The 16689-nt window shown below is 66.3% G+C and carries 17 protein-coding genes; 7 read left to right on the top strand and 10 right to left on the bottom strand.

Annotation, left to right across the window (positions count from 1 at the left end):
* Both ACN2C8_RS18440 and ACN2C8_RS18435 read right to left on the bottom strand, forming a co-directional pair.
* Nucleotides 1-312 (bottom strand): YdeI/OmpD-associated family protein, encoded by a 312-nt coding sequence (locus tag ACN2C8_RS18440; RefSeq protein WP_419253499.1) that lies wholly within the window; start codon nucleotides 310-312, stop codon nucleotides 1-3.
* 36 nt (nucleotides 313-348) lie between these two features.
* Entirely contained in the window at nucleotides 349-1047 is a 699-nt protein-coding gene (locus tag ACN2C8_RS18435; RefSeq protein ID WP_419253498.1) for a YggS family pyridoxal phosphate-dependent enzyme, read from the bottom strand.
* A gap of 21 nt (nucleotides 1048-1068) precedes the next feature.
* On the opposite strand from ACN2C8_RS18435, the gene ACN2C8_RS18430 reads away from it, so the two are divergent.
* Nucleotides 1069-1680: a thiamine phosphate synthase gene (locus ACN2C8_RS18430; protein ID WP_419255925.1), complete on the top strand. Its 612-nt coding sequence runs from the start codon at nucleotides 1069-1071 to the stop codon at nucleotides 1678-1680.
* Here the strand turns inward: ACN2C8_RS18430 and ACN2C8_RS18425 are convergent.
* On the bottom strand, nucleotides 1677-2087 hold the full coding sequence (locus tag ACN2C8_RS18425; protein ID WP_419253497.1) for an NtrZ family periplasmic regulatory protein: 411 nt from the start codon (nucleotides 2085-2087) through the stop codon (nucleotides 1677-1679). The two genes, ACN2C8_RS18430 and ACN2C8_RS18425, sit on opposite strands and share 4 nt — an antisense overlap.
* Before the next feature lie 248 nt (nucleotides 2088-2335).
* Here ACN2C8_RS18425 and ACN2C8_RS18420 point away from each other — a divergent pair, with 248 nt between their 5' ends.
* The 4 genes from ACN2C8_RS18420 to holA all read left to right on the top strand — a co-directional run bounded on the left by ACN2C8_RS18420 (nucleotide 2336) and on the right by holA (nucleotide 7187).
* Nucleotides 2336-2872, top strand: coding sequence for a DUF3576 domain-containing protein (locus ACN2C8_RS18420; protein WP_419255924.1), 537 nt, complete (start codon nucleotides 2336-2338; stop codon nucleotides 2870-2872).
* A 139-nt stretch (nucleotides 2873-3011) separates the two neighbouring features.
* Nucleotides 3012-5603, top strand: a complete 2592-nt coding sequence (leuS, locus tag ACN2C8_RS18415) for a leucine--tRNA ligase (protein WP_419253495.1) — start codon at nucleotides 3012-3014, stop codon at nucleotides 5601-5603.
* Nucleotides 5604-5606: 3 nt separating this feature from the next.
* On the top strand, nucleotides 5607-6110 hold the full coding sequence (gene lptE, locus ACN2C8_RS18410; RefSeq protein WP_419253493.1) for an LPS assembly lipoprotein LptE: 504 nt from the start codon (nucleotides 5607-5609) through the stop codon (nucleotides 6108-6110).
* A gap of 24 nt (nucleotides 6111-6134) precedes the next feature.
* On the top strand, nucleotides 6135-7187 hold the full coding sequence (gene holA, locus ACN2C8_RS18405) for a DNA polymerase III subunit delta (protein ID WP_419253491.1): 1053 nt from the start codon (nucleotides 6135-6137) through the stop codon (nucleotides 7185-7187).
* A 213-nt stretch (nucleotides 7188-7400) separates the two neighbouring features.
* Here holA and ACN2C8_RS18400 read toward each other — a convergent pair whose 3' ends face one another.
* The 6 genes from ACN2C8_RS18400 to ACN2C8_RS18375 all read right to left on the bottom strand — a co-directional run bounded on the left by ACN2C8_RS18400 (nucleotide 7401) and on the right by ACN2C8_RS18375 (nucleotide 13413).
* Entirely contained in the window at nucleotides 7401-8315 is a 915-nt protein-coding gene (locus tag ACN2C8_RS18400) for a ParB/RepB/Spo0J family partition protein (RefSeq protein WP_419255923.1), read from the bottom strand.
* Between the two features lie 33 nt (nucleotides 8316-8348).
* Nucleotides 8349-9161, bottom strand: a complete 813-nt coding sequence (locus tag ACN2C8_RS18395) for a ParA family protein (RefSeq protein WP_419253490.1) — start codon at nucleotides 9159-9161, stop codon at nucleotides 8349-8351.
* Nucleotides 9151-9813 carry a 16S rRNA (guanine(527)-N(7))-methyltransferase RsmG gene (gene rsmG / locus ACN2C8_RS18390; protein ID WP_419253489.1) on the bottom strand — a complete coding sequence of 221 codons (663 nt, stop codon included), beginning with the start codon at nucleotides 9811-9813 and terminating at the stop codon, nucleotides 9151-9153. The genes ACN2C8_RS18395 and rsmG overlap by 11 nt, the downstream gene beginning before the upstream one ends.
* On the bottom strand, nucleotides 9803-11656 hold the full coding sequence (gene mnmG / locus ACN2C8_RS18385) for a tRNA uridine-5-carboxymethylaminomethyl(34) synthesis enzyme MnmG (protein ID WP_419253488.1): 1854 nt from the start codon (nucleotides 11654-11656) through the stop codon (nucleotides 9803-9805). Before mnmG ends, rsmG begins: the two co-directional genes overlap by 11 nt.
* A 168-nt stretch (nucleotides 11657-11824) precedes the next feature.
* Nucleotides 11825-13168 carry a tRNA uridine-5-carboxymethylaminomethyl(34) synthesis GTPase MnmE gene (mnmE, locus tag ACN2C8_RS18380; protein ID WP_419253487.1) on the bottom strand — a complete coding sequence of 448 codons (1344 nt, stop codon included), beginning with the start codon at nucleotides 13166-13168 and terminating at the stop codon, nucleotides 11825-11827.
* Nucleotides 13168-13413: a DUF6489 family protein gene (locus ACN2C8_RS18375; RefSeq protein ID WP_419253486.1), complete on the bottom strand. Its 246-nt coding sequence runs from the start codon at nucleotides 13411-13413 to the stop codon at nucleotides 13168-13170. Before ACN2C8_RS18375 ends, mnmE begins: the two co-directional genes overlap by 1 nt.
* A 109-nt stretch (nucleotides 13414-13522) precedes the next feature.
* Here ACN2C8_RS18375 and ACN2C8_RS18370 point away from each other — a divergent pair, with 109 nt between their 5' ends.
* Both ACN2C8_RS18370 and ACN2C8_RS18365 read left to right on the top strand, forming a co-directional pair.
* Nucleotides 13523-14218, top strand: a complete 696-nt coding sequence (locus tag ACN2C8_RS18370; protein WP_419253485.1) for a dienelactone hydrolase family protein — start codon at nucleotides 13523-13525, stop codon at nucleotides 14216-14218.
* 4 nt (nucleotides 14219-14222) lie between these two features.
* Entirely contained in the window at nucleotides 14223-15188 is a 966-nt protein-coding gene (locus ACN2C8_RS18365; protein ID WP_419253484.1) for a quinone oxidoreductase family protein, read from the top strand.
* 80 nt (nucleotides 15189-15268) lie between these two features.
* On the opposite strand, the gene rho is transcribed toward ACN2C8_RS18365, so the two are convergent.
* Nucleotides 15269-16678 carry a transcription termination factor Rho gene (rho, locus tag ACN2C8_RS18360; RefSeq protein WP_419253482.1) on the bottom strand — a complete coding sequence of 470 codons (1410 nt, stop codon included), beginning with the start codon at nucleotides 16676-16678 and terminating at the stop codon, nucleotides 15269-15271.
* Nucleotides 16679-16689: the final 11 nt, after the last annotated feature.

Here is a 16689-nt window from a genome sequence, read left to right as displayed (position 1 = left end):
CTATAGACCGCGCTTGGCCTTCCCATCGATCAGGACGGCCTGTTGCCAACGGCTCGGCGCCTTGTCGGTACGATGGATACAACCCGCCCAGCAACAGGGCCGTTTCTTGCCCTCCAACAGTTCCTCGCGGGTTCTCTGGATGCGGCGCTGGCGGGTTGCGGACTGCTTGGCGTCATCGACCCAGCAAATGAATTCATTTCGCCCAAGCGGCGTCAGGCTTTCCCAAAGCCCAAGGACGGTCGGATCCGATTGCACCGCTGCCTGGAGGTCTTCACCGGCGTCGTGGACAGTCCCCTGGGCAAAAGCGCTCATCGCGAAACCTTGCTGCAACGACGTCGAAGGCTAGCGTCAAGTCCTGGCTGCGGGAGCGGAAATTGCAAGGTCCGCAGCCCCCCTCACCCCGAAGATCGCCGATCCCACCCGCACCGAGGTCGCGCCCTGGGCGATGGCGATCTCGAAGTCGTCGCTCATGCCCATCGACAGCTTTTCGACGCCGTTTCGCCGGGCGATCTCCCGCAGGGCCGCGAAATGCGGGGCCGGGTCATCTTCCGCGGGCGGGATGCACATCAGCCCCTCGAGGGTCAGACCCAGTTCGCGGCAAAGAGCGATGAAATCATCCGCTTCGGAGGGCTCCACGCCGGCTTTCTGTGGTTCCTGACCGATATTGACCTGCACATAGAGGCGGGGGGCCTTGCCCTGGCGGCAGATTTCGTCGGCCAGAGCCCGCGCCAGCTTCTCGCGGTCCACCGTCTCGATCACGTTGAAAAAGCCGACCGCGTCGCGCACCTTGTTGGTCTGCAGCGGCCCGATCAGGTGCAGTTCTACGCCGTCACGATGCGGCGTCCAGCGCTCCATCGCCTCCTGGACACGATTTTCCCCGAACACCTGCTGGTCAGCAGCCAGAACCGGGGCGATATGGTCCCAGGGCTGGGTCTTGGACACGGCGACCAGCGTAACCGAGCCCGGCGCGCGACCGGCCGCGATCTCGGCGGCGGCGATACGGGCACGGATAGAGGCCAATGCGCTGTCTTGGGGGGCGTCGGGCATGCAGGAGACCGCTTGAAACCGATGGATGAGCTGGATGCCCTGTCTAGGACGGCGATGACCTTCGCGCCAAGGACGGCGCGCGGTTTAGCCCTGCCCAGCCTGCTTTTCTTCACCGATCCAAACCGAGTTCCAGACCCCGAGGCCGTCGCCGAACGCCTGCCGCGCGGCGCGGGGGTGGTGTTTCGGGCTTTCGGCGCAGCGGATGCTGTGGCCCAGGGGCTGCGCCTGCGCGCCATCGCCGATCGCTGCGGCCTGGTTCTGCTGGCCGGCGCGGACGAGGCGTTGGCCCGGTCCATTGGCGCCGACGGCCTGCATCTGCCGCAAAGAACCAGAGAGACCGCGTCGCTTTTGCGCACAAGGCAGCCGGACTGGCTGATCACGATCGCAGCTCACGACCGCGAGGCCGTCATGGCCGCCAGCGCTCTGAGAGCCGACGCCCTGGTCGTGTCGCCGGTCTTTGAGAGCAACAGCCCGTCAACGGGAACGCCGCTGGGAGTCGAGGGCCTGAGCGCTCTGGTCTCAGCCACGGACACGCCGGTCTACGCCCTGGGCGGAATTCGGGCGGTAACCGTGGAAAGCCTGAGAAATACGGGGATCGTCGGCCTCGCGGCCGTCGAAGCGTTCTTGTCCTAGAACTTGAACGCAGTTTCCAGGCGCACGCGGGGCGCGGGCTCGACCGGCTCGGCCTTGCGGGCGGCCAGGGCCGGGTTGTTGTCGCCCAGGGCGACGGCGCCGCCGACACGAATGGACGGCGTAAGCTTGAAATAGGCGCCGGCTTCGACGTCCTTCAGCTCCATCTCACGACCGACGGGCTGGTCGAGGCCGAGCTTGAGGCCCCATTTGCCCTTCTTGGCGTCCCACTGCAGGGTCTTCTTGGAGTCCCGCGGGCTGAACACGCCCTTGGGGTTGCTGGTAAAGTCGTTTTTGACCGTAAAATCAGGCGTGGCAGAGCGCGTCTTGATCTGAGCGTGAGCGATCGTCGCCGATCCCGTGAGGATCAGCGCGGCGGCGCTTGCCGTAAAAAAACGCATCGCGGTCATCGCTACTCGTTACCTGTCCCAAACCCGCGTCCCCCCATGTAGGAGGTCGCGCCCTTATTATCGATTAAAGGCTTGGCTAGAACGTGGTCAACCGGCGTTTGGTCGCAGGATACCGCTATTGTCGCGATTCAACCGGCGCCTGTGGCGGACCGGTCACGCGATTCCTGTTTTGAGGCAGCGCGGCCATGCTATAGACCGGCCTCCGGCTGCGGGGGCGCGCCACAGTGCGCGATCGCGCCGGCGAGATATTGGAGCGAGGTACTATGGCGTTTGAGCGTGGGTCGGTTTTGCGCGGCGTCGCCGCTGGCGTACTGGCGCTGTCGGTTTTGGGCGTATCCGCCTGCGGCAGCACCAAGGGTCCCAAGGTTTTTTCGACCGTGTCGGAAGACGACGTGGGCGGCTTCAATCCCTTCAAGGGCCTGGGCGGCGGTGGCGGCAAGGCCCCGGCCAGCGAAGGCTCGATCGGCGTTAACGGCTATCTGTGGCGGGCGACGCTCGACACCCTGGCCTTCATGCCCCTGGCCTCGGCCGACCCTTACGGCGGCGTGATCGTCACCGACTGGTACGTAAACCCGGAAAAGCCTGACGAGCGCTTCAAGGCGACCGTCTACATCCTCGACACCCGCCTGCGCGCCGACGGCCTGAACGTCAACGTGTTCAAGCAGGCCAAGGATGCGGCCGGAGGCTGGACCGATACGCCCACCGCCGACCAGACGGCGACCGACATTGAAAACGCGATCCTGACCCGCGCGCGTCAGCTTCGACTTTCGAACATCAAGGGCTAAGCCCCGGCGGGTCTTCGTCGTTCGCGGCGAAGACCCCGACCGCCGCACTTTCAGCGCGCTCAGGCCGCGAAACCGCTTATATGTCTCGCGGACGCGCCTTTTGGGGCGCCTTTCCGCCTAATCTAGACATCTGGTTTCCATGGCCCGCTACAATCCCAAAGACACTGAGCCCAAATGGCGCGACGCCTGGGCCAAAGCCGACGTCTTCAAGACGGCGGACATCTCGGATGCGCGGCCGAAATACTATGTGCTCGAGATGTTCCCCTATCCGTCGGGGCGCATCCATATGGGCCATGTGCGCAACTACGCCATGGGCGACGTCGTGGCCCGCTACAAGCGCGCCCAGGGCTTCTCGGTGCTGCATCCGATGGGCTGGGACGCCTTCGGCATGCCGGCCGAGAACGCCGCCATGGAGCGCGGCGTCCACCCCAAGGGCTGGACCTACGACAACATCGCCGCCATGCGCGAGCAACTGAAAGCCCTGGGCCTTTCGATCGACTGGTCGCGTGAGTTCGCGACCTGCGACCCCGAATATTACGGCAAGCAGCAGGCCTGGTTCCTGAAGCTGCTGAAGCGCGGCCTGGTCTATCGCAAGGAAGCCTCGGTCAACTGGGATCCGGTCGACATGACCGTCCTGGCCAATGAGCAGGTCATCGACGGCAAGGGCTGGCGCTCGGGCGCCCCGGTCGAGAAGCGCAAGCTGACCCAGTGGTTCCTGCGCATCACCGACTATGCCGACGCCCTGATCGACGGCCTCAAGACCCTGGATCGCTGGCCCGAAAAGGTCCGGATCATGCAGGAGAACTGGATCGGCCGGTCCAAGGGCCTGCGTTTTAGCTTCAAGTTCGCGGGCGAAGCTCCGACCGGCCATGACGCCGGCCTTGAGGTCTATACCACCCGGCCCGACACCCTGTTCGGGGCCAGCTTCGTGGGTATCGCCCCCGAACATCCGCTGGCCGAGCAGCTGGCGGCCGGCAATCCCGAGCTGCAGGCCTTCATCGCCGAATGCCGCAAGGGCGGCACTTCGGAAGCCGATATCGAAGGCGCCGAGAAGCTGGGTCGCGACACCGGCCTGCGCGTGGTCCACCCGCTGGACCCCACGATCACCCTGCCCGTCTGGATCGCCAACTTCATCCTGATGGACTACGGCACCGGCGCCATCTTCGCCTGCCCGGCCCACGACCAGCGCGACCTGGATTTCGCCCGGAAGTACAACCTGCCGGTTTTGCCGGTGGTTCTGCCGCCCGGTGAGGATCCGGCGACCTTCGCGGTCGGCAAGGAGGCCTATGTCGGCCCCGGTTCGATCTACAAGTCAGGATTGCTGGACGGGATGGACATCGAGTCCGCCAAGTCCGAGGTGGTCGCCCGCATCGAGGCCCAGGACCAGGGCCAGGGCGCGACGGTCTATCGCCTGCGCGACTGGGGCGTCAGCCGCCAGCGCTACTGGGGCTGCCCGATCCCGATCGTCCACTGCGAGACCTGCGGTCCCGTCCCGGTGCCGGAAGACCAGCTGCCGGTGGTGCTGCCCGACGACGTCACTTTCGAGGCCGACAAGCCGGGCAATCCGCTGGTGCGTCACTCCACTTGGAAGAACGTAGCGTGCCCGTCCTGTGGAGCGCCTGCCCAGCGGGAAACCGATACGCTGGACACCTTCATGGACAGCAGCTGGTATTTCGCGCGCTTCGCCAATCCGGACGCCGCCGAGTGCATCGACAAGGCTTCTGCTGATCACTGGATGCCGGTGGATCAGTATATCGGCGGCGTCGAGCACGCGATCCTGCACCTGCTGTACGCCCGCTTCATCACCCGCGCCCTGAAGGACGAGGGCCTGCTGTCGGTGGAAGAGCCGTTCGCCGGCCTGTTCACGCAAGGCATGGTCACCCACGAGGCCTACAAGACCGTCGCCGGCGAGTGGGTTGAGCCCTCCGACGTGGTCATCACGGCGGAAGGTAACAGCCGCACCGCAAAGCATGCGACGACCGGCGAGCCGATCACCATCGGCGACATCGAGAAGATGTCGAAGTCGAAGAAGAACGTCGTCGCCCCCGAGGACATCTTCGAGGCCTACGGCGTCGACGCCGCGCGCCTGTTCGTGATGAGCGACAGCCCGCCTGAGCGCGACGTGCAGTGGACCAATTCCGGCGTCGAAGGCTCGTGGCGCTTCACCCACCGCCTGTGGAACGAGTTCGACAGCCAGCCGGCCGGCGATTTCGCCCATGACGCCGGCGACGAGACCGCCATGGCCCTGCGCAAGTCGGCTCACAAGCTGATCGGCTTCGTCACCGACAGCATCGACGGCTTCCGCTTCAACAGCGGCGTGGCACGCCTGTACGAGTTCCTGAACGCCCTGAAGGCCGCTCCGGCCGAAGGCGCGTCCCAAGGCGTCCTGGCGGCCCGTAAGGAGGCCCTGGACATCCTGGCGCGCCTGGTGGCTCCGTTCACCCCTCACCTGGCCGAGGAAGCCTGGGCCAGCCTGGGCGGCGAAGGTCTGGTGGTCGACGCGCCCTGGCCCAAGGCCGACCCGGCCCTGGCCGCCGATGACGAGCGCGTGCTGCCGATCCAGATCAACGGCAAGCGTCGCGGCGAGATCAAGGTCAAGGCCGGGCTGTCTGAAGCCGAAGTCGAAAAGATCGCGCTGGCCGATCCGGCCGTTCTGGCCCACCTTGAGGGGGTCACGGTCCGCAAGGTGATCGTGGTCAAGGACCGTATCGTCAACATCGTGGCCAACTGACCGATGAAACGCATTTTCCTGGTTGGCGCGCTCGCCGTCTCCACCCTCGGCCTCTCGGCCTGCGGCTTCACGCCGCTGTACGCGACGCCGGGCGTCACGCCGGGCTTGGCCTCGATCGAGACGGTCGCCCCCGATGGCCGGGCCGGTTTCCTGCTGCGCGAGCAGCTGGATGACGCCTTCGTTCACGCGGTCGACGCGCCTGCCGCCTACCGCCTGACCCTGGCGATCAACGAGCAGCGCTATGCGCGCGGCGTGCGGGTCGACAATGTCGCCAACCGCTACGAGCTGCGGATGGTGGTCAACTGGCGCCTGCTCGACGGCAAGACCGGCGCCGAGGTCCGCAAGGGCCGCAGCGAGGCCGCCGTGACCTACGACTCGGCCGACCAGCCCTATTCCGCCATCGCCGCCCAGAACGACGGCCAGGAACGCGCCGCCGCCGAGGTGGCCCGCAACATCCAGCTGGATCTGGCCGCCTGGATGGCCGGCGGCCGCAAGGCCAAGACCTGACGCTGCTGCTGAAGGCCTGACGCCATGATCCTGTCCAAGCGGCCGGACGTCGAACGCTTCCTGAAGGATCCGGCCCCGGAGATCCGCGCCGTCGTGATCTATGGCAAGGATCGCGGCGTCGTGCGCGATCGCGCCGACCAGCTGGCCAAGCGCCTGTTCGCGCGGCCCGATGATCCCTTCGACACCGCCCAGCTGACCGAAAGCGACGTCGAGTCCCATCCCGGCAAGCTGGAGGAAGAGCTTTCCGCCCTGTCGATGATGGGTGGCCGGCGCCTGGTGCGCCTGCGCCTGACCGGCGAAAAGGCCGGGCCCGACAAGGCAACGGCCGAAGCCCTGACCCGCCATGTCGACGGCCAGCTCAATCCCGAAGCCCTGTTCATCGTCGAAGCCGGGGCCCTGGGCCGCGACTCGACCTTGCGCAAGGTCGGCGAGAAGGCCAGCGGCTGCGCCGTCATCCCCTGCTACGAGGATGAAGCCGGCGATATGGCCCGCATGACGCGGGAGACCCTGGCCAAGGACAAGGTCAGCCTCAACAGCGAAGCCCTCGACCTGTTTGTTTCACGACTGCCCAAGGAACGCGGCGTGGCGCGGATGGAGATCGAGCGCCTGATCCTGTTCCTGGGCCCTGGCAGCGGCGTCAACGCCACGGCGGCGGACCTGACGGACTTTCTGGGGGTCGAGCCCGAGGCCTCGCTGGGCGACGCCGCCATCGACGCCTTCGGCGGCCGCCTCGGCGCGGCCCAGGCCGGCCTGCGTCGCGCCGCGGCGGAAGGCGAAGGCGGACCGGCGGCGGTGCGAGCCATGGGCTATCACCTGGGCCGTCTGCGTCGCACCCTGACCCTGCACAAGAACGGTATCGACCTGACCGCCGCCGCCAAGGCCTCCGGCGTGTTCTGGAAACAGGAACGCGAGTTTCTGCGTCAGGCCCGCGCCTGGACCCTGGAACTGCTGCTCGACATCCAGGGCGAAATCCTCAATGCCGACCGGGCCTGCAAGACCTCCGGCTCGCCTGACCAGCTGATTTCCGAGCGCCTGGCCCTGATGATCGCCGGCCGCGCGCGACGGCTGGGACTTTAGGCCAAAACCCCGAAAAAGGGCCATTTGCGCGCCTGTGGACGGCTTTCCGGAAAGCCTTCCAGAACAGGGCCTTACACGGATTATCGCCAAATTCGCCTTCCTCTCACGAAAACGGCGCCTCCCTGAGTACGGAAAGGCGCCGTTCTGTGCGCGACAGAGGCCGTTCAAAAAGCGTGAGTCCACACCCTTCGAAATCGCATTGCGTGCAGTCGGTTAGACCCCGCGCGTCAGCCGATTGCAGAGGTCGTCCAGCTGCTCGAGCGTCGTATAGCTGATGGTCAGTTGGCCGGCGCCGTCGCGGTGGTCGATGACGACATTGAGACCCAGCACCGATGACAGGTCGGATTCCAGGGCCTGGGTGTCGGTGTCCTTGACCCTGGCTGGGCGGCCGCCCTTGTTCTTGGACGAACGGCCATCAGGCGTTTTGCGGGCCAGGGCTTCGGTGTCGCGTACCGACAGACCCTTGCCGATGATCTCGCGCGCCAGGGCGGCGGGGTCCTCGGCGGCGGCGATGGCGCGGGCGTGACCGGCTGACAGCTCGCCGCTGACCAGATGTTCCTGCACTTCGTCGGGCAGGGCCAGCAGTCGCATGGTGTTGGCGACATGGCTGCGGCTCTTGCCGATGGTCTGGGCGATGTTTTCCTGGGTGCGGTCGAACTTGTCCATCAGCATGCGATAGGACAGCGCTTCTTCCAGGATATTGAGGTCCGAGCGCTGGACGTTCTCGATGATGCCGATCTCGAGGACGGCAAGGTCATCCAGCTCGCGAACCAGGATCGGCACGCTGCGCAGGCCGGCCCGCTGGGCCGCACGCCAGCGGCGCTCGCCGGCGACGATCTGATATTCCCCAGCGGCGCCCGGCGCCGGACGGACCAGGATCGGCTGCAGGATGCCCTTCTCGCGGATCGAATTGGACAGCTCGACCAGATCGTCCTCACGGAAAGTGCGGCGCGGCTGATCGGGATTGCGGCGCAGCAGCTCGATGGGGGCCTCGTTGGCCCCGCCCAGCCGTTCGCCCGGCGCCTGGGCCGGCGCGGAGTCGACCTCACCCAGCAGGGCGGACAGACCGCGACCCAAACCCCTACGCCCTTCGGCCATACCCGGCTCTCCCACCACAACGGACTCCATCTTCAAGCTCGTATCGACGACTGATATTTCGGTTTAGGCGGCGTGGGACAGACGGGCGCGTTCGCGGCTGATCACTTCACGGGCCAGCTTCAGATAGGCCTGGCTGCCCGCGCATTTCAGATCGTAGAGCAGGACGGGCTTGCCGAACGACGGCGCCTCCGACACCCGCACATTGCGCGGGATGACCGCGTCATAGACCTTGTCGCCAAAGTGGGCGCGGACATCTCTGGCCACCTGCTCAGACAGGCTGTTGCGCTTGTCGTACATGGTCAGGACCACGCCCTGGATCTCCAGGTTTGGATTGAGGCTGCCGCGCACCCGCTCGATGGTGCGGATCAGCTGGGTCAGGCCTTCCAGGGCGAAGAACTCGCACTGCAGCGGCACGAACACGGCGTCGGCGGCGGTCATGGCGTTGACGGTCAGCACGTTCAGCGACGGCGGACAGTCGATCAGCACATAGGTATAGGGGCCATTGGCCCGCAGGGGCTCAAGGGCGTCGCGCAGACGGTAGGACCGGCGCGCCACCTGTCCCAGCTCCAGTTCGACCCCTGACAGGTCGGCGTCGGCTGGTACGACGTCCAGGCCCGGGAGACTGGTGGCCACGGCGGCGTCAATCACCGGCGATTCGCCCATCAGCACGTCATACAGGGTCGTCCGGCGCTGCTGGCGGGTGATGCCCAGGCCCGTCGAGCAGTTGCCCTGCGGATCGGCGTCGATCAGCAGCACGCGTTCGCCACAGGCCGCCAGGGCGGTGCCCAGATTGATGGCCGTCGTCGTCTTGCCCACCCCGCCCTTCTGGTTGGCGATGGCGAGGACGCGGAGCGGCTGGAGTGGCTTAGCGGACACGGGAAAGCCTCTTTACTTGAACGATGCGACCGCGAGGGTCGCTTTGGCTGGGTCGCAGCTCGGCCTCGAAAGTCCAAGCATTCTCGGCTTCGGCAAGCTCGCTTGCCACATCCTGTCCCTTCAGGAACAGGCCAAGCGCGCCTCTGTGCAGATAGGGCCAGGAAAAGCCCAGGAGTTTGGTCATGGGCGCGCAGGCGCGGGCGGTGACCACCTCGACCTTGAGATTGAGCTCTTCGGCCCGGGCGTTGTGCACCTGGGCCGGCAGGTCGAGGGCCGAAACGACTTCGGTCAGGAACCGGCACCGCTTGGCCATGCTCTCGACCAGGTGGACCTTGGCGCCCGGGGTGTCTTTCAGAAGTATGGCCAGAACGATACCGGGCAGACCGGCGCCAGCGCCGAGGTCTGCCCAGATCTTTGCGCCCGGAGCCATCTCCAGCAGCTGGGAGCTGTCGAGCACGTGGCGCGTCCAGTAGGTGGCGATGGTCGCTGGGCCCACCAGGTTCATCACCGCGTTCCAGTCGACCAGCAGATCCTGATAGCGGGCCAGATCCGCCAGCTGGCTGTCGGTGACGCCGGTCAGGGCCTGATAGCCGGCCGCGTCCAGAACGGGTTCGGCCACGGCGTCGGGGGTCAAAACGGGCTCAGGCTGCATGGCGACGCACGTGGGCCAGCAGCGCCGTCAGCGCGCCGGGCGTCACACCTTCGATACGGGCGGCCTGGCCCAGGGTCAGGGGTTTCACCCGGGCCAGTTTCTCGCGGACCTCATTGGAGAGACTGCCAACGGCCAGATAGTCGAGGTCGACCGGCAGGCGCAGATCCTCTTCCTTGCGGAAGGACTCGGCGTCGGCGCGCTGGCGGTCGAGATAGCCGGCATAGGCCGCCTCGATCTCGATCTGCTCGCGCACCGCCATGTTCCACGTGGAAACCTCGGGCCACACCTCGGCCAGACGATCCAGGGTCACCTCGGGATAGGCCAGCATGGCGAAGATGTTGCGGCGCTCACCGTCTTCCTTGACCTTGAAGCCGGCCTTCAGCGCTTCGGGCGGGGTCAAAGAGACACACCGGGCAAAGGCGCGGGCCGTCTCGAGCTTGGTCTTCTTGGCGGCCCAGGCCTCCGCGCGCACCGGCCCGACCACGCCCAGGGCGAGGCCCCGGTCGGTCAGGCGCTGGTCGGCATTGTCGGCGCGCAGGGTCAGGCGGAACTCTGCCCGGCTGGTGAACATGCGATAGGGCTCGGTGACGCCACGGGTGACGAGGTCATCGATCATCACGCCGATATAGGCCTCGTCCCGCGCGAACACCGCGGACTCGCGGCCCTGCGCGGCCAGAGCGGCATTGAGGCCGGCGACCAGGCCCTGGGCCCCGGCCTCTTCATACCCTGTGGTGCCGTTGATCTGGCCGGCCAGATATAGACCCGGCAGGCGCTTGGTCTCGAGGGTTGGGAACAGCTCGCGCGGATCCACGTAGTCATATTCGATGGCGTAGCCGTAGCGCTTGACCTCAACCTGCTCCAGGCCGGGGATCGTGCGCAGGAACATCAGCTGGGTCGCTTCGGAAACCGAGGTCGAGATGCCGTTCGGATAGACCGTCGTGTCGTCCAGACCTTCCGGCTCGAGGAAGATCTGGTGGCTGGTCTTGTCAGCGAAGCGGACAACCTTGTCCTCGATCGACGGGCAATAGCGCGGGCCGATCCCCGTGGCGCGGCCACCATAGACGGCGGATTCGCCCAGCCGGTCGGCGATGATCTGGTGGGTCTCGGGGGTCGTCCAGGTGACGCCACACTGGATCTGCGGGACCGTGATCCTGTCGGTTAGGAAGGAGAACGGCACGGGCTCTTCGTCGGCCGCCTGCATCTCCAGGCGATCCCAGGCAATAGTGGCGCCGTCCAGACGGGCGGGCGTACCGGTCTTCAGCCGTCCCATGTGGAAGTCGAGGCCATAGAGACGATCCGACAGGCCGATCGAGGGCGCGTCGCCGACCCGGCCGGCCGGCGTGCGGGTCTCGCCCAGATGGATCAGGCCCTTGAGGAAGGTGCCAGTGGTCAACACCACGCGCGGCGCATGATAAGCGACCCCTGCCCCGTCGATCACGCCAGCGACCTTACCGGCCTCGACCATCAGGTCCTCGGCGGCGGCGGCGATGATGTCGAGGTTACACGTGGCATGAAGCTCGGCCTGCATGGCCTCGCGATAGAGCCGGCGATCGATCTGCGAGCGCGGGCCGCGCACGGCGGGGCCCTTGGAGCGGTTCAGCATCCGGAACTGGATGCCGGCCTTGTCGGCCATGCGGCCCATGACGCCGTCGAGGGCGTCGATCTCGCGGACCAGGTGCCCCTTGCCCAGGCCACCAATGGCCGGGTTGCAGGACATCTCGCCTATGGTCTCAAGCTTGTGGGTCAGCAGCAGGGCGCGAGCCCCTGTGCGCGCGGCGGCGCTGGCCGCTTCGCAACCGGCGTGGCCGCCGCCGATGACAATAACATCCCAGGTGTTGGACAAAGGTACGCGCCTCAATGCGAACGCCCCCGGGTCTGGCGGGGGCGCTGGAGTCACATATACCCTCTCCGGGCGAAAAGGTCGACGTGAGTCCCGGAGGTTTCACGTGAAACACTCACAGCGCAGCTGTGGTCAACCTGTGGATAACCTGTCCATGTTTCACGTGGAACTCTATTTGCCTATACAGAAGCTTGAGAACACACGGTCCAGAACATCCTCTGAGCCGATACTGCCGGTGATCTTGGCGAGGGCCCGCGCGGCAAGCCGAACATCCTCGGCGGCAAGCTCCACCTCCAGGCCCACATCCGACAAGGCCCGGTCCAGATAGCCTCGCGCCTCGCGCAAACGCTCAGCGTGGCGCAGCCGCGTAGCCGCTGGAAATTCAGATCCCGAGAGCGCGCGCACCACGTGGGACATCAGCCTCGCCCTGAGTTGATCCACCGCCTCCGTCGAATGGGCGCTCAGCGTCTCCACTGCCAGGCCCCGGGCGGCAAGACCAGACCGGGCTCGCGCCACGGCAGACCCATCCGCGATGTCGATCTTGTTGATCACCGCCCAGTCGCCGGAAGTCAGGAGATCGCTGCCGTCCGCGTCGGGCTGTTTCACGTGAAAACCGTCAACCACCCAGATCCGCAGATCGGCTTCGGCCGCCCAGGCCCGTGCACGGCGAACCCCTTCGGCCTCGATCACGTCGCCCGTTTCGCGCAGGCCCGCCGTATCGGCCAGCAGCACGCGGAAGCCGCCCAGCACCAACGGGACCTCAATGATGTCCCGGGTTGTGCCGGGCGTATCGGTGACGATCGCCGCGTCGCGCTCGACCAGGCCGTTCAGCAGAGTGCTTTTGCCGGCATTGGGCGCGCCCACCAGGGCGATGCGATAGCCATCACGCACACGGCGGCCACGGGAAACATCCGCCAGCGCCGCGTCAATCTCGGCCTTTAAGGTCTCCAGTCCGGGCCGGGCGCGGGCCGCGACCTCCTCCGGCAGGTCCTCATCAGGGAAGTCGACAGCCGCCTCAAGCATGGCGAGGGCATGGACCAGAAGATCGCGCCAGCGGTCATAGCGCTGGCTCAAGGCTCCGCCGATCTGGCCCAGGGCTTGCCGCCGCTGACCCTCGGTCTCGGCGTCGATCAAGTCGGCGACGCCCTCGGCCTGGGCCAGGTCGAGCTTGCCGTTCTCGAAAGCACGGCGAGTAAATTCGCCGGGCTCAGCCAGTCGCAGACCCAGAGCGCCCAGCGCTTCCAGCACGGCCTCGACCACGGCCCGGCCGCCATGCACGTGGAACTCCGCGGCGTCTTCGCCGGTGTAGCTGGCCGGCCCTTGGAAGAAGAGCACCAGAGCCTCGTCGAGCTCCACACCATCATGCTTCAATCGGCGGAGCGCGGCTTGGCGCGGCGGCGGAACCCTGCCCGCCAGCGCCGTCACACTGTCCCGCGTGCCGGGACCCGACACGCGCACCACGGCCACAGCCGCGCGCCCGGCCGCTGTGGCCAGGGCGAAGATCGTATCCGTCATCAGTCGCGCTTGCCGACCGCCGCGCCCGCTGCCGCCGTCATCAGCTTGCGAAATTGATCCTGGGCGCCGGCCCCGAAGGCCATCCAGTTCTTCATCAGCTCTTCGGGCGCCAACATGGCCATATTGGCGTCCATGCGCGTCTGCATTTCCTTGACCAGATGGTCGTTCAGCGGCGTCACGTCAGGCAGGCCCAGAAAGGCGCGGGCTTCCACGGGGGAGCAATCGATCTCGATGGTCATCTTCATGGCGGTTCCCTCAGGTCAGGGCACAATATTGTTATGGGCCAGGCCCGACGCGGCACGTTAGAGCGCTTTGGTCGAAAGTTACATCGACGCGATACGACGGAGAGCCCTGATGAGCGAGACCCTCACCATCACCACGCCTGACGGCGCCTTTACCGCCTATGTGGCGCGGCCTCAGGCAGGGCGCGCGCCCGCCGTGGTGGTCATCCAGGAAATCTTCGGCGTCAACAAGGTCATGCGCGACATCTGCGACGGCCTCGCCGCCCAGGGCTTTGTGGCCATCTGTCCTGACCTGTTCTGGCGGATCGAGCCCGGCATCGACATCACCGACCAGTCGGAAGCCGAGTGGAAGCGAGCCTTTGAACTGTTCAATGCGTTCGACGTGGACGCCGGCGTCGCCGACATCGCCGCTACCATCGCCGCGGTTCGCGCCCTGCCCGGCGTATCGGGGAAGGTCGGCGCCGTCGGCTATTGCCTTGGCGGTCTGCTGGCCTTCCTGACCGCCACCCGCACGGACGCCGACGCCTGCGTCTCCTACTACGGCGTGGGTCTGGAAAAGCACGTGGGCGAGGCCGACAAGCTGGCGCGCCCTCTGCTGATGCACATCGCCGAGCAGGACCAGTTCGTGCCGCCCGAGGCGCAGCAGGTCATTCTGGCCGCCCTAAAGGATCACCCGCAGATCGAGATTCACACCTATGCCGGCCGTGACCACGCCTTCGCGCGAGAGGGCGGCGCGCACTACGACGCCGCAGACGCGGCCAAGGCCAATGGCCGAAGCCTGACCTTCTTCAAGACCCACCTGGCCTGAACCGATGCTGGCAATCCAAGCTGTCCGCACCGGCGGACCTGAAGTGCTCGAGGCCGTCGACCTACCCGTCCCCGCAGCGGGGCCGGGCCAGATCCTGGTCCGTCACCACGCGGTGGGCCTGAACTTCATCGACACCTACCACCGCTCCGGCCTCTATCCGATGAAGATGCCGGTCGTACTGGGGCTGGAGGCGGCAGGCGTCGTCGAGGCGCTGGGCGACGGCGTCACACGTTTCGCCGTCGGCGATCGCGTCGCCTATAACGGCTCGCTCGGAGCCTATGCTGAGGCGGCCGTCGTCGTGGCCGATCGCGCGGTTAAGGTTCCCGACAGCGTTAGCCTAGAGGTCGCCGCGGCTGTCCTGCTCAAGGGCATGACCGCCGAGTTCCTGGTCCGCCGATGTTTCCACGTGAAACCTGCCGACGTCGTGCTGGTCCATGCCGCCGCCGGCGGCGTGGGGTCAATCCTGGTCCAATGGTGCAAGAGCCTCGGCGCGACGGTGATCGCCACGGTGGGATCGGAGGCCAAGGCGGCCATCGCTCGTGACCTCGGCGCCGACCACGTGATCCTCTACGACCACGAGGACGTCGCCGCGCGCGTCGCCGAGATTACCGCCGGCAAGGGCGTGGCCGTGGTCTATGACGGCGTCGGCAAGGACACCTTCGCGGCCAGCCTGAAAAGCCTGGCGCGACGCGGCGTTCTGGCCACCTTCGGCAACGCCTCCGGGGCCGTTCCGCCCTTCTCGCCGCTGGAGCTTTCGGGCAAGTCGCTGTTCGTCACCCGCCCTCGCCTGTTCGACTACATCGTCACCACCGACGAACTGGACGAAAGCGCCCAGGCGCTGTTCGCGGTCCTGGCCTCGGGGGCGGTCAAGATCGATATCGGCCAAACCTTCCCGCTATCAGAGGCCCGCGCGGCCCATGAGGCGCTGGAAGGGCGGCGTACGACCGGCGCTACCCTGCTGCTGCCGTAGGGCCGATACCCGGTCAGACCCACAAAAAAGCCCCGGGTCATCCCCGGGGCTTTTCCGTCTGGCGTTGAGTCGGTTTGGACTCAGGTATTCATCGACTGGAAGAAGTCGCCGTTGGTCTTGGACTGGCGCATCTTTTCGAGCAGGAACTCGATGGCGTCCGAGGCGCCCATCGGGTTGAGGATGCGGCGCAGCACATAGGTCTTCTGCAGCTGGTCGCGCGGGGTGATCAGCTCTTCCTTGCGGGTGCCGGACTTCAGCACGTCGATGGCCGGGAAGATGCGCTTGTCGGCGACCTTGCGGTCCAGGATGATTTCCGAGTTACCGGTGCCCTTGAACTCTTCGAAGATCACCTCGTCCATGCGGCTGCCGGTGTCGATCAGGGCGGTGGCGATGATGGTCAGCGAACCGCCCTCCTCCACATTCCGCGCCGCGCCGAAGAAGCGCTTGGGACGCTGCAGGGCGTTGGCGTCGACGCCGCCGGTCAGCACCTTGCCCGACGACGGGACCGTGGTGTTGTAGGCGCGGCCCAGACGGGTGACGGAGTCCAGCAGGATGACGACGTCGCGCTTGTGCTCGACCAGGCGCTTGGCCTTCTCGATGACCATCTCGGCCACCTGCACGTGACGGGTCGCCGGCTCGTCGAAGGTCGAGGCGATGACCTCGCCCTTGACCGTCCGCTGCATGTCGGTGACTTCTTCCGGACGCTCGTCGATCAGCAGGACGATCAGATAGATTTCCGGATGGTTGGTCTCGATCGACTTGGCGATGTTCTGCAGCATCACCGTCTTGCCGACGCGCGGCGGAGCAACGATCAGGCAGCGCTGGCCCTTGCCGAGCGGGGCCACAATATCGATGATCCGACCCGAGCGATCCTTCACGGTCGGATCGGGCAGTTCCATGTTCAGGCGCTCTTCGGGATAGAGCGGCGTCAGATTGTCGAAGTGGATCTTGTGCTTGACGTTGTCGGGGGCCTCGAAATTGATCTTGGCCACGCCGGTCAGGGCGAAGTAGCGCTCGCCCTCCCGCGGTGAGCGGATGGCGCCGTCGACGGTGTCGCCGGTGCGCAGGCCATACTTGCGGATCTGCGAGGGCGACACATAGATGTCATCCGGACCCGGCAGGTAGTTGGCTTCCGGCGAGCGCAGGAAGCCGAAGCCGTCCTGCAGAACTTCCATGGTGCCCGAACCCGAGATCTCTACGCCTTCTTCGGCGAGGGTCTTGAGGATCGCGAACATCATGTCCTGCTTGCGCATGGAGTTGGCGTTCTCGACCTCGAAGGTCTCGGCGAACGCCAGCAGGTCGGCCGGGGATTTCTCCTTCAGCTCCTGCAGGGACATGGTCTTCAGCCCCAGGGCCGCGACGGCGGCGCTGATCTCGGAGCCTTCGTCGCCGCCATCCTCTTCGGACTCGGCGCCGGGGACTTCGGCCGGGGTGGTGGTGTCGATGACGGCTTCCTCAGCGGAAACGTCGTTCTCGGTGTCTTCGGTCATGGTTTGACTCA

The organism is Caulobacter sp. ErkDOM-C (genome assembly GCF_048541825.1).
In the GTDB taxonomy this organism is placed as follows: Bacteria; Pseudomonadota; Alphaproteobacteria; order Caulobacterales; family Caulobacteraceae; genus Caulobacter.
This window is presented reverse-complemented; position numbering and strand designations above follow the sequence as displayed.

What these genes read in the sequence shown, in the direction of transcription:
- ACN2C8_RS18440 (WP_419253499.1), bottom strand. Translation starts at nt 312, where the DNA reads ATGAGCGCTTTTGCCCAGGGGACTGTCCACGACGCCGGTGAAGACCTC.
- ACN2C8_RS18435 (WP_419253498.1), bottom strand. Translation starts at nt 1,047, where the DNA reads ATGCCCGACGCCCCCCAAGACAGCGCATTGGCCTCTATCCGTGCCCGT.
- ACN2C8_RS18430 (WP_419255925.1), top strand. Translation starts at nt 1,069, where the DNA reads ATGGATGAGCTGGATGCCCTGTCTAGGACGGCGATGACCTTCGCGCCA.
- ACN2C8_RS18425 (WP_419253497.1), bottom strand. Translation starts at nt 2,087, where the DNA reads ATGACCGCGATGCGTTTTTTTACGGCAAGCGCCGCCGCGCTGATCCTC.
- leuS (WP_419253495.1), top strand. Translation starts at nt 3,012, where the DNA reads ATGGCCCGCTACAATCCCAAAGACACTGAGCCCAAATGGCGCGACGCC.
- lptE (WP_419253493.1), top strand. Translation starts at nt 5,607, where the DNA reads ATGAAACGCATTTTCCTGGTTGGCGCGCTCGCCGTCTCCACCCTCGGC.
- holA (WP_419253491.1), top strand. Translation starts at nt 6,135, where the DNA reads ATGATCCTGTCCAAGCGGCCGGACGTCGAACGCTTCCTGAAGGATCCG.
- ACN2C8_RS18400 (WP_419255923.1), bottom strand. Translation starts at nt 8,315, where the DNA reads ATGGAGTCCGTTGTGGTGGGAGAGCCGGGTATGGCCGAAGGGCGTAGG.
- rsmG (WP_419253489.1), bottom strand. Translation starts at nt 9,813, where the DNA reads ATGCAGCCTGAGCCCGTTTTGACCCCCGACGCCGTGGCCGAACCCGTT.
- mnmE (WP_419253487.1), bottom strand. Translation starts at nt 13,168, where the DNA reads ATGACGGATACGATCTTCGCCCTGGCCACAGCGGCCGGGCGCGCGGCT.
- ACN2C8_RS18375 (WP_419253486.1), bottom strand. Translation starts at nt 13,413, where the DNA reads ATGAAGATGACCATCGAGATCGATTGCTCCCCCGTGGAAGCCCGCGCC.
- ACN2C8_RS18370 (WP_419253485.1), top strand. Translation starts at nt 13,523, where the DNA reads ATGAGCGAGACCCTCACCATCACCACGCCTGACGGCGCCTTTACCGCC.
- ACN2C8_RS18365 (WP_419253484.1), top strand. Translation starts at nt 14,223, where the DNA reads ATGCTGGCAATCCAAGCTGTCCGCACCGGCGGACCTGAAGTGCTCGAG.
- rho (WP_419253482.1), bottom strand. Translation starts at nt 16,678, where the DNA reads ATGACCGAAGACACCGAGAACGACGTTTCCGCTGAGGAAGCCGTCATC.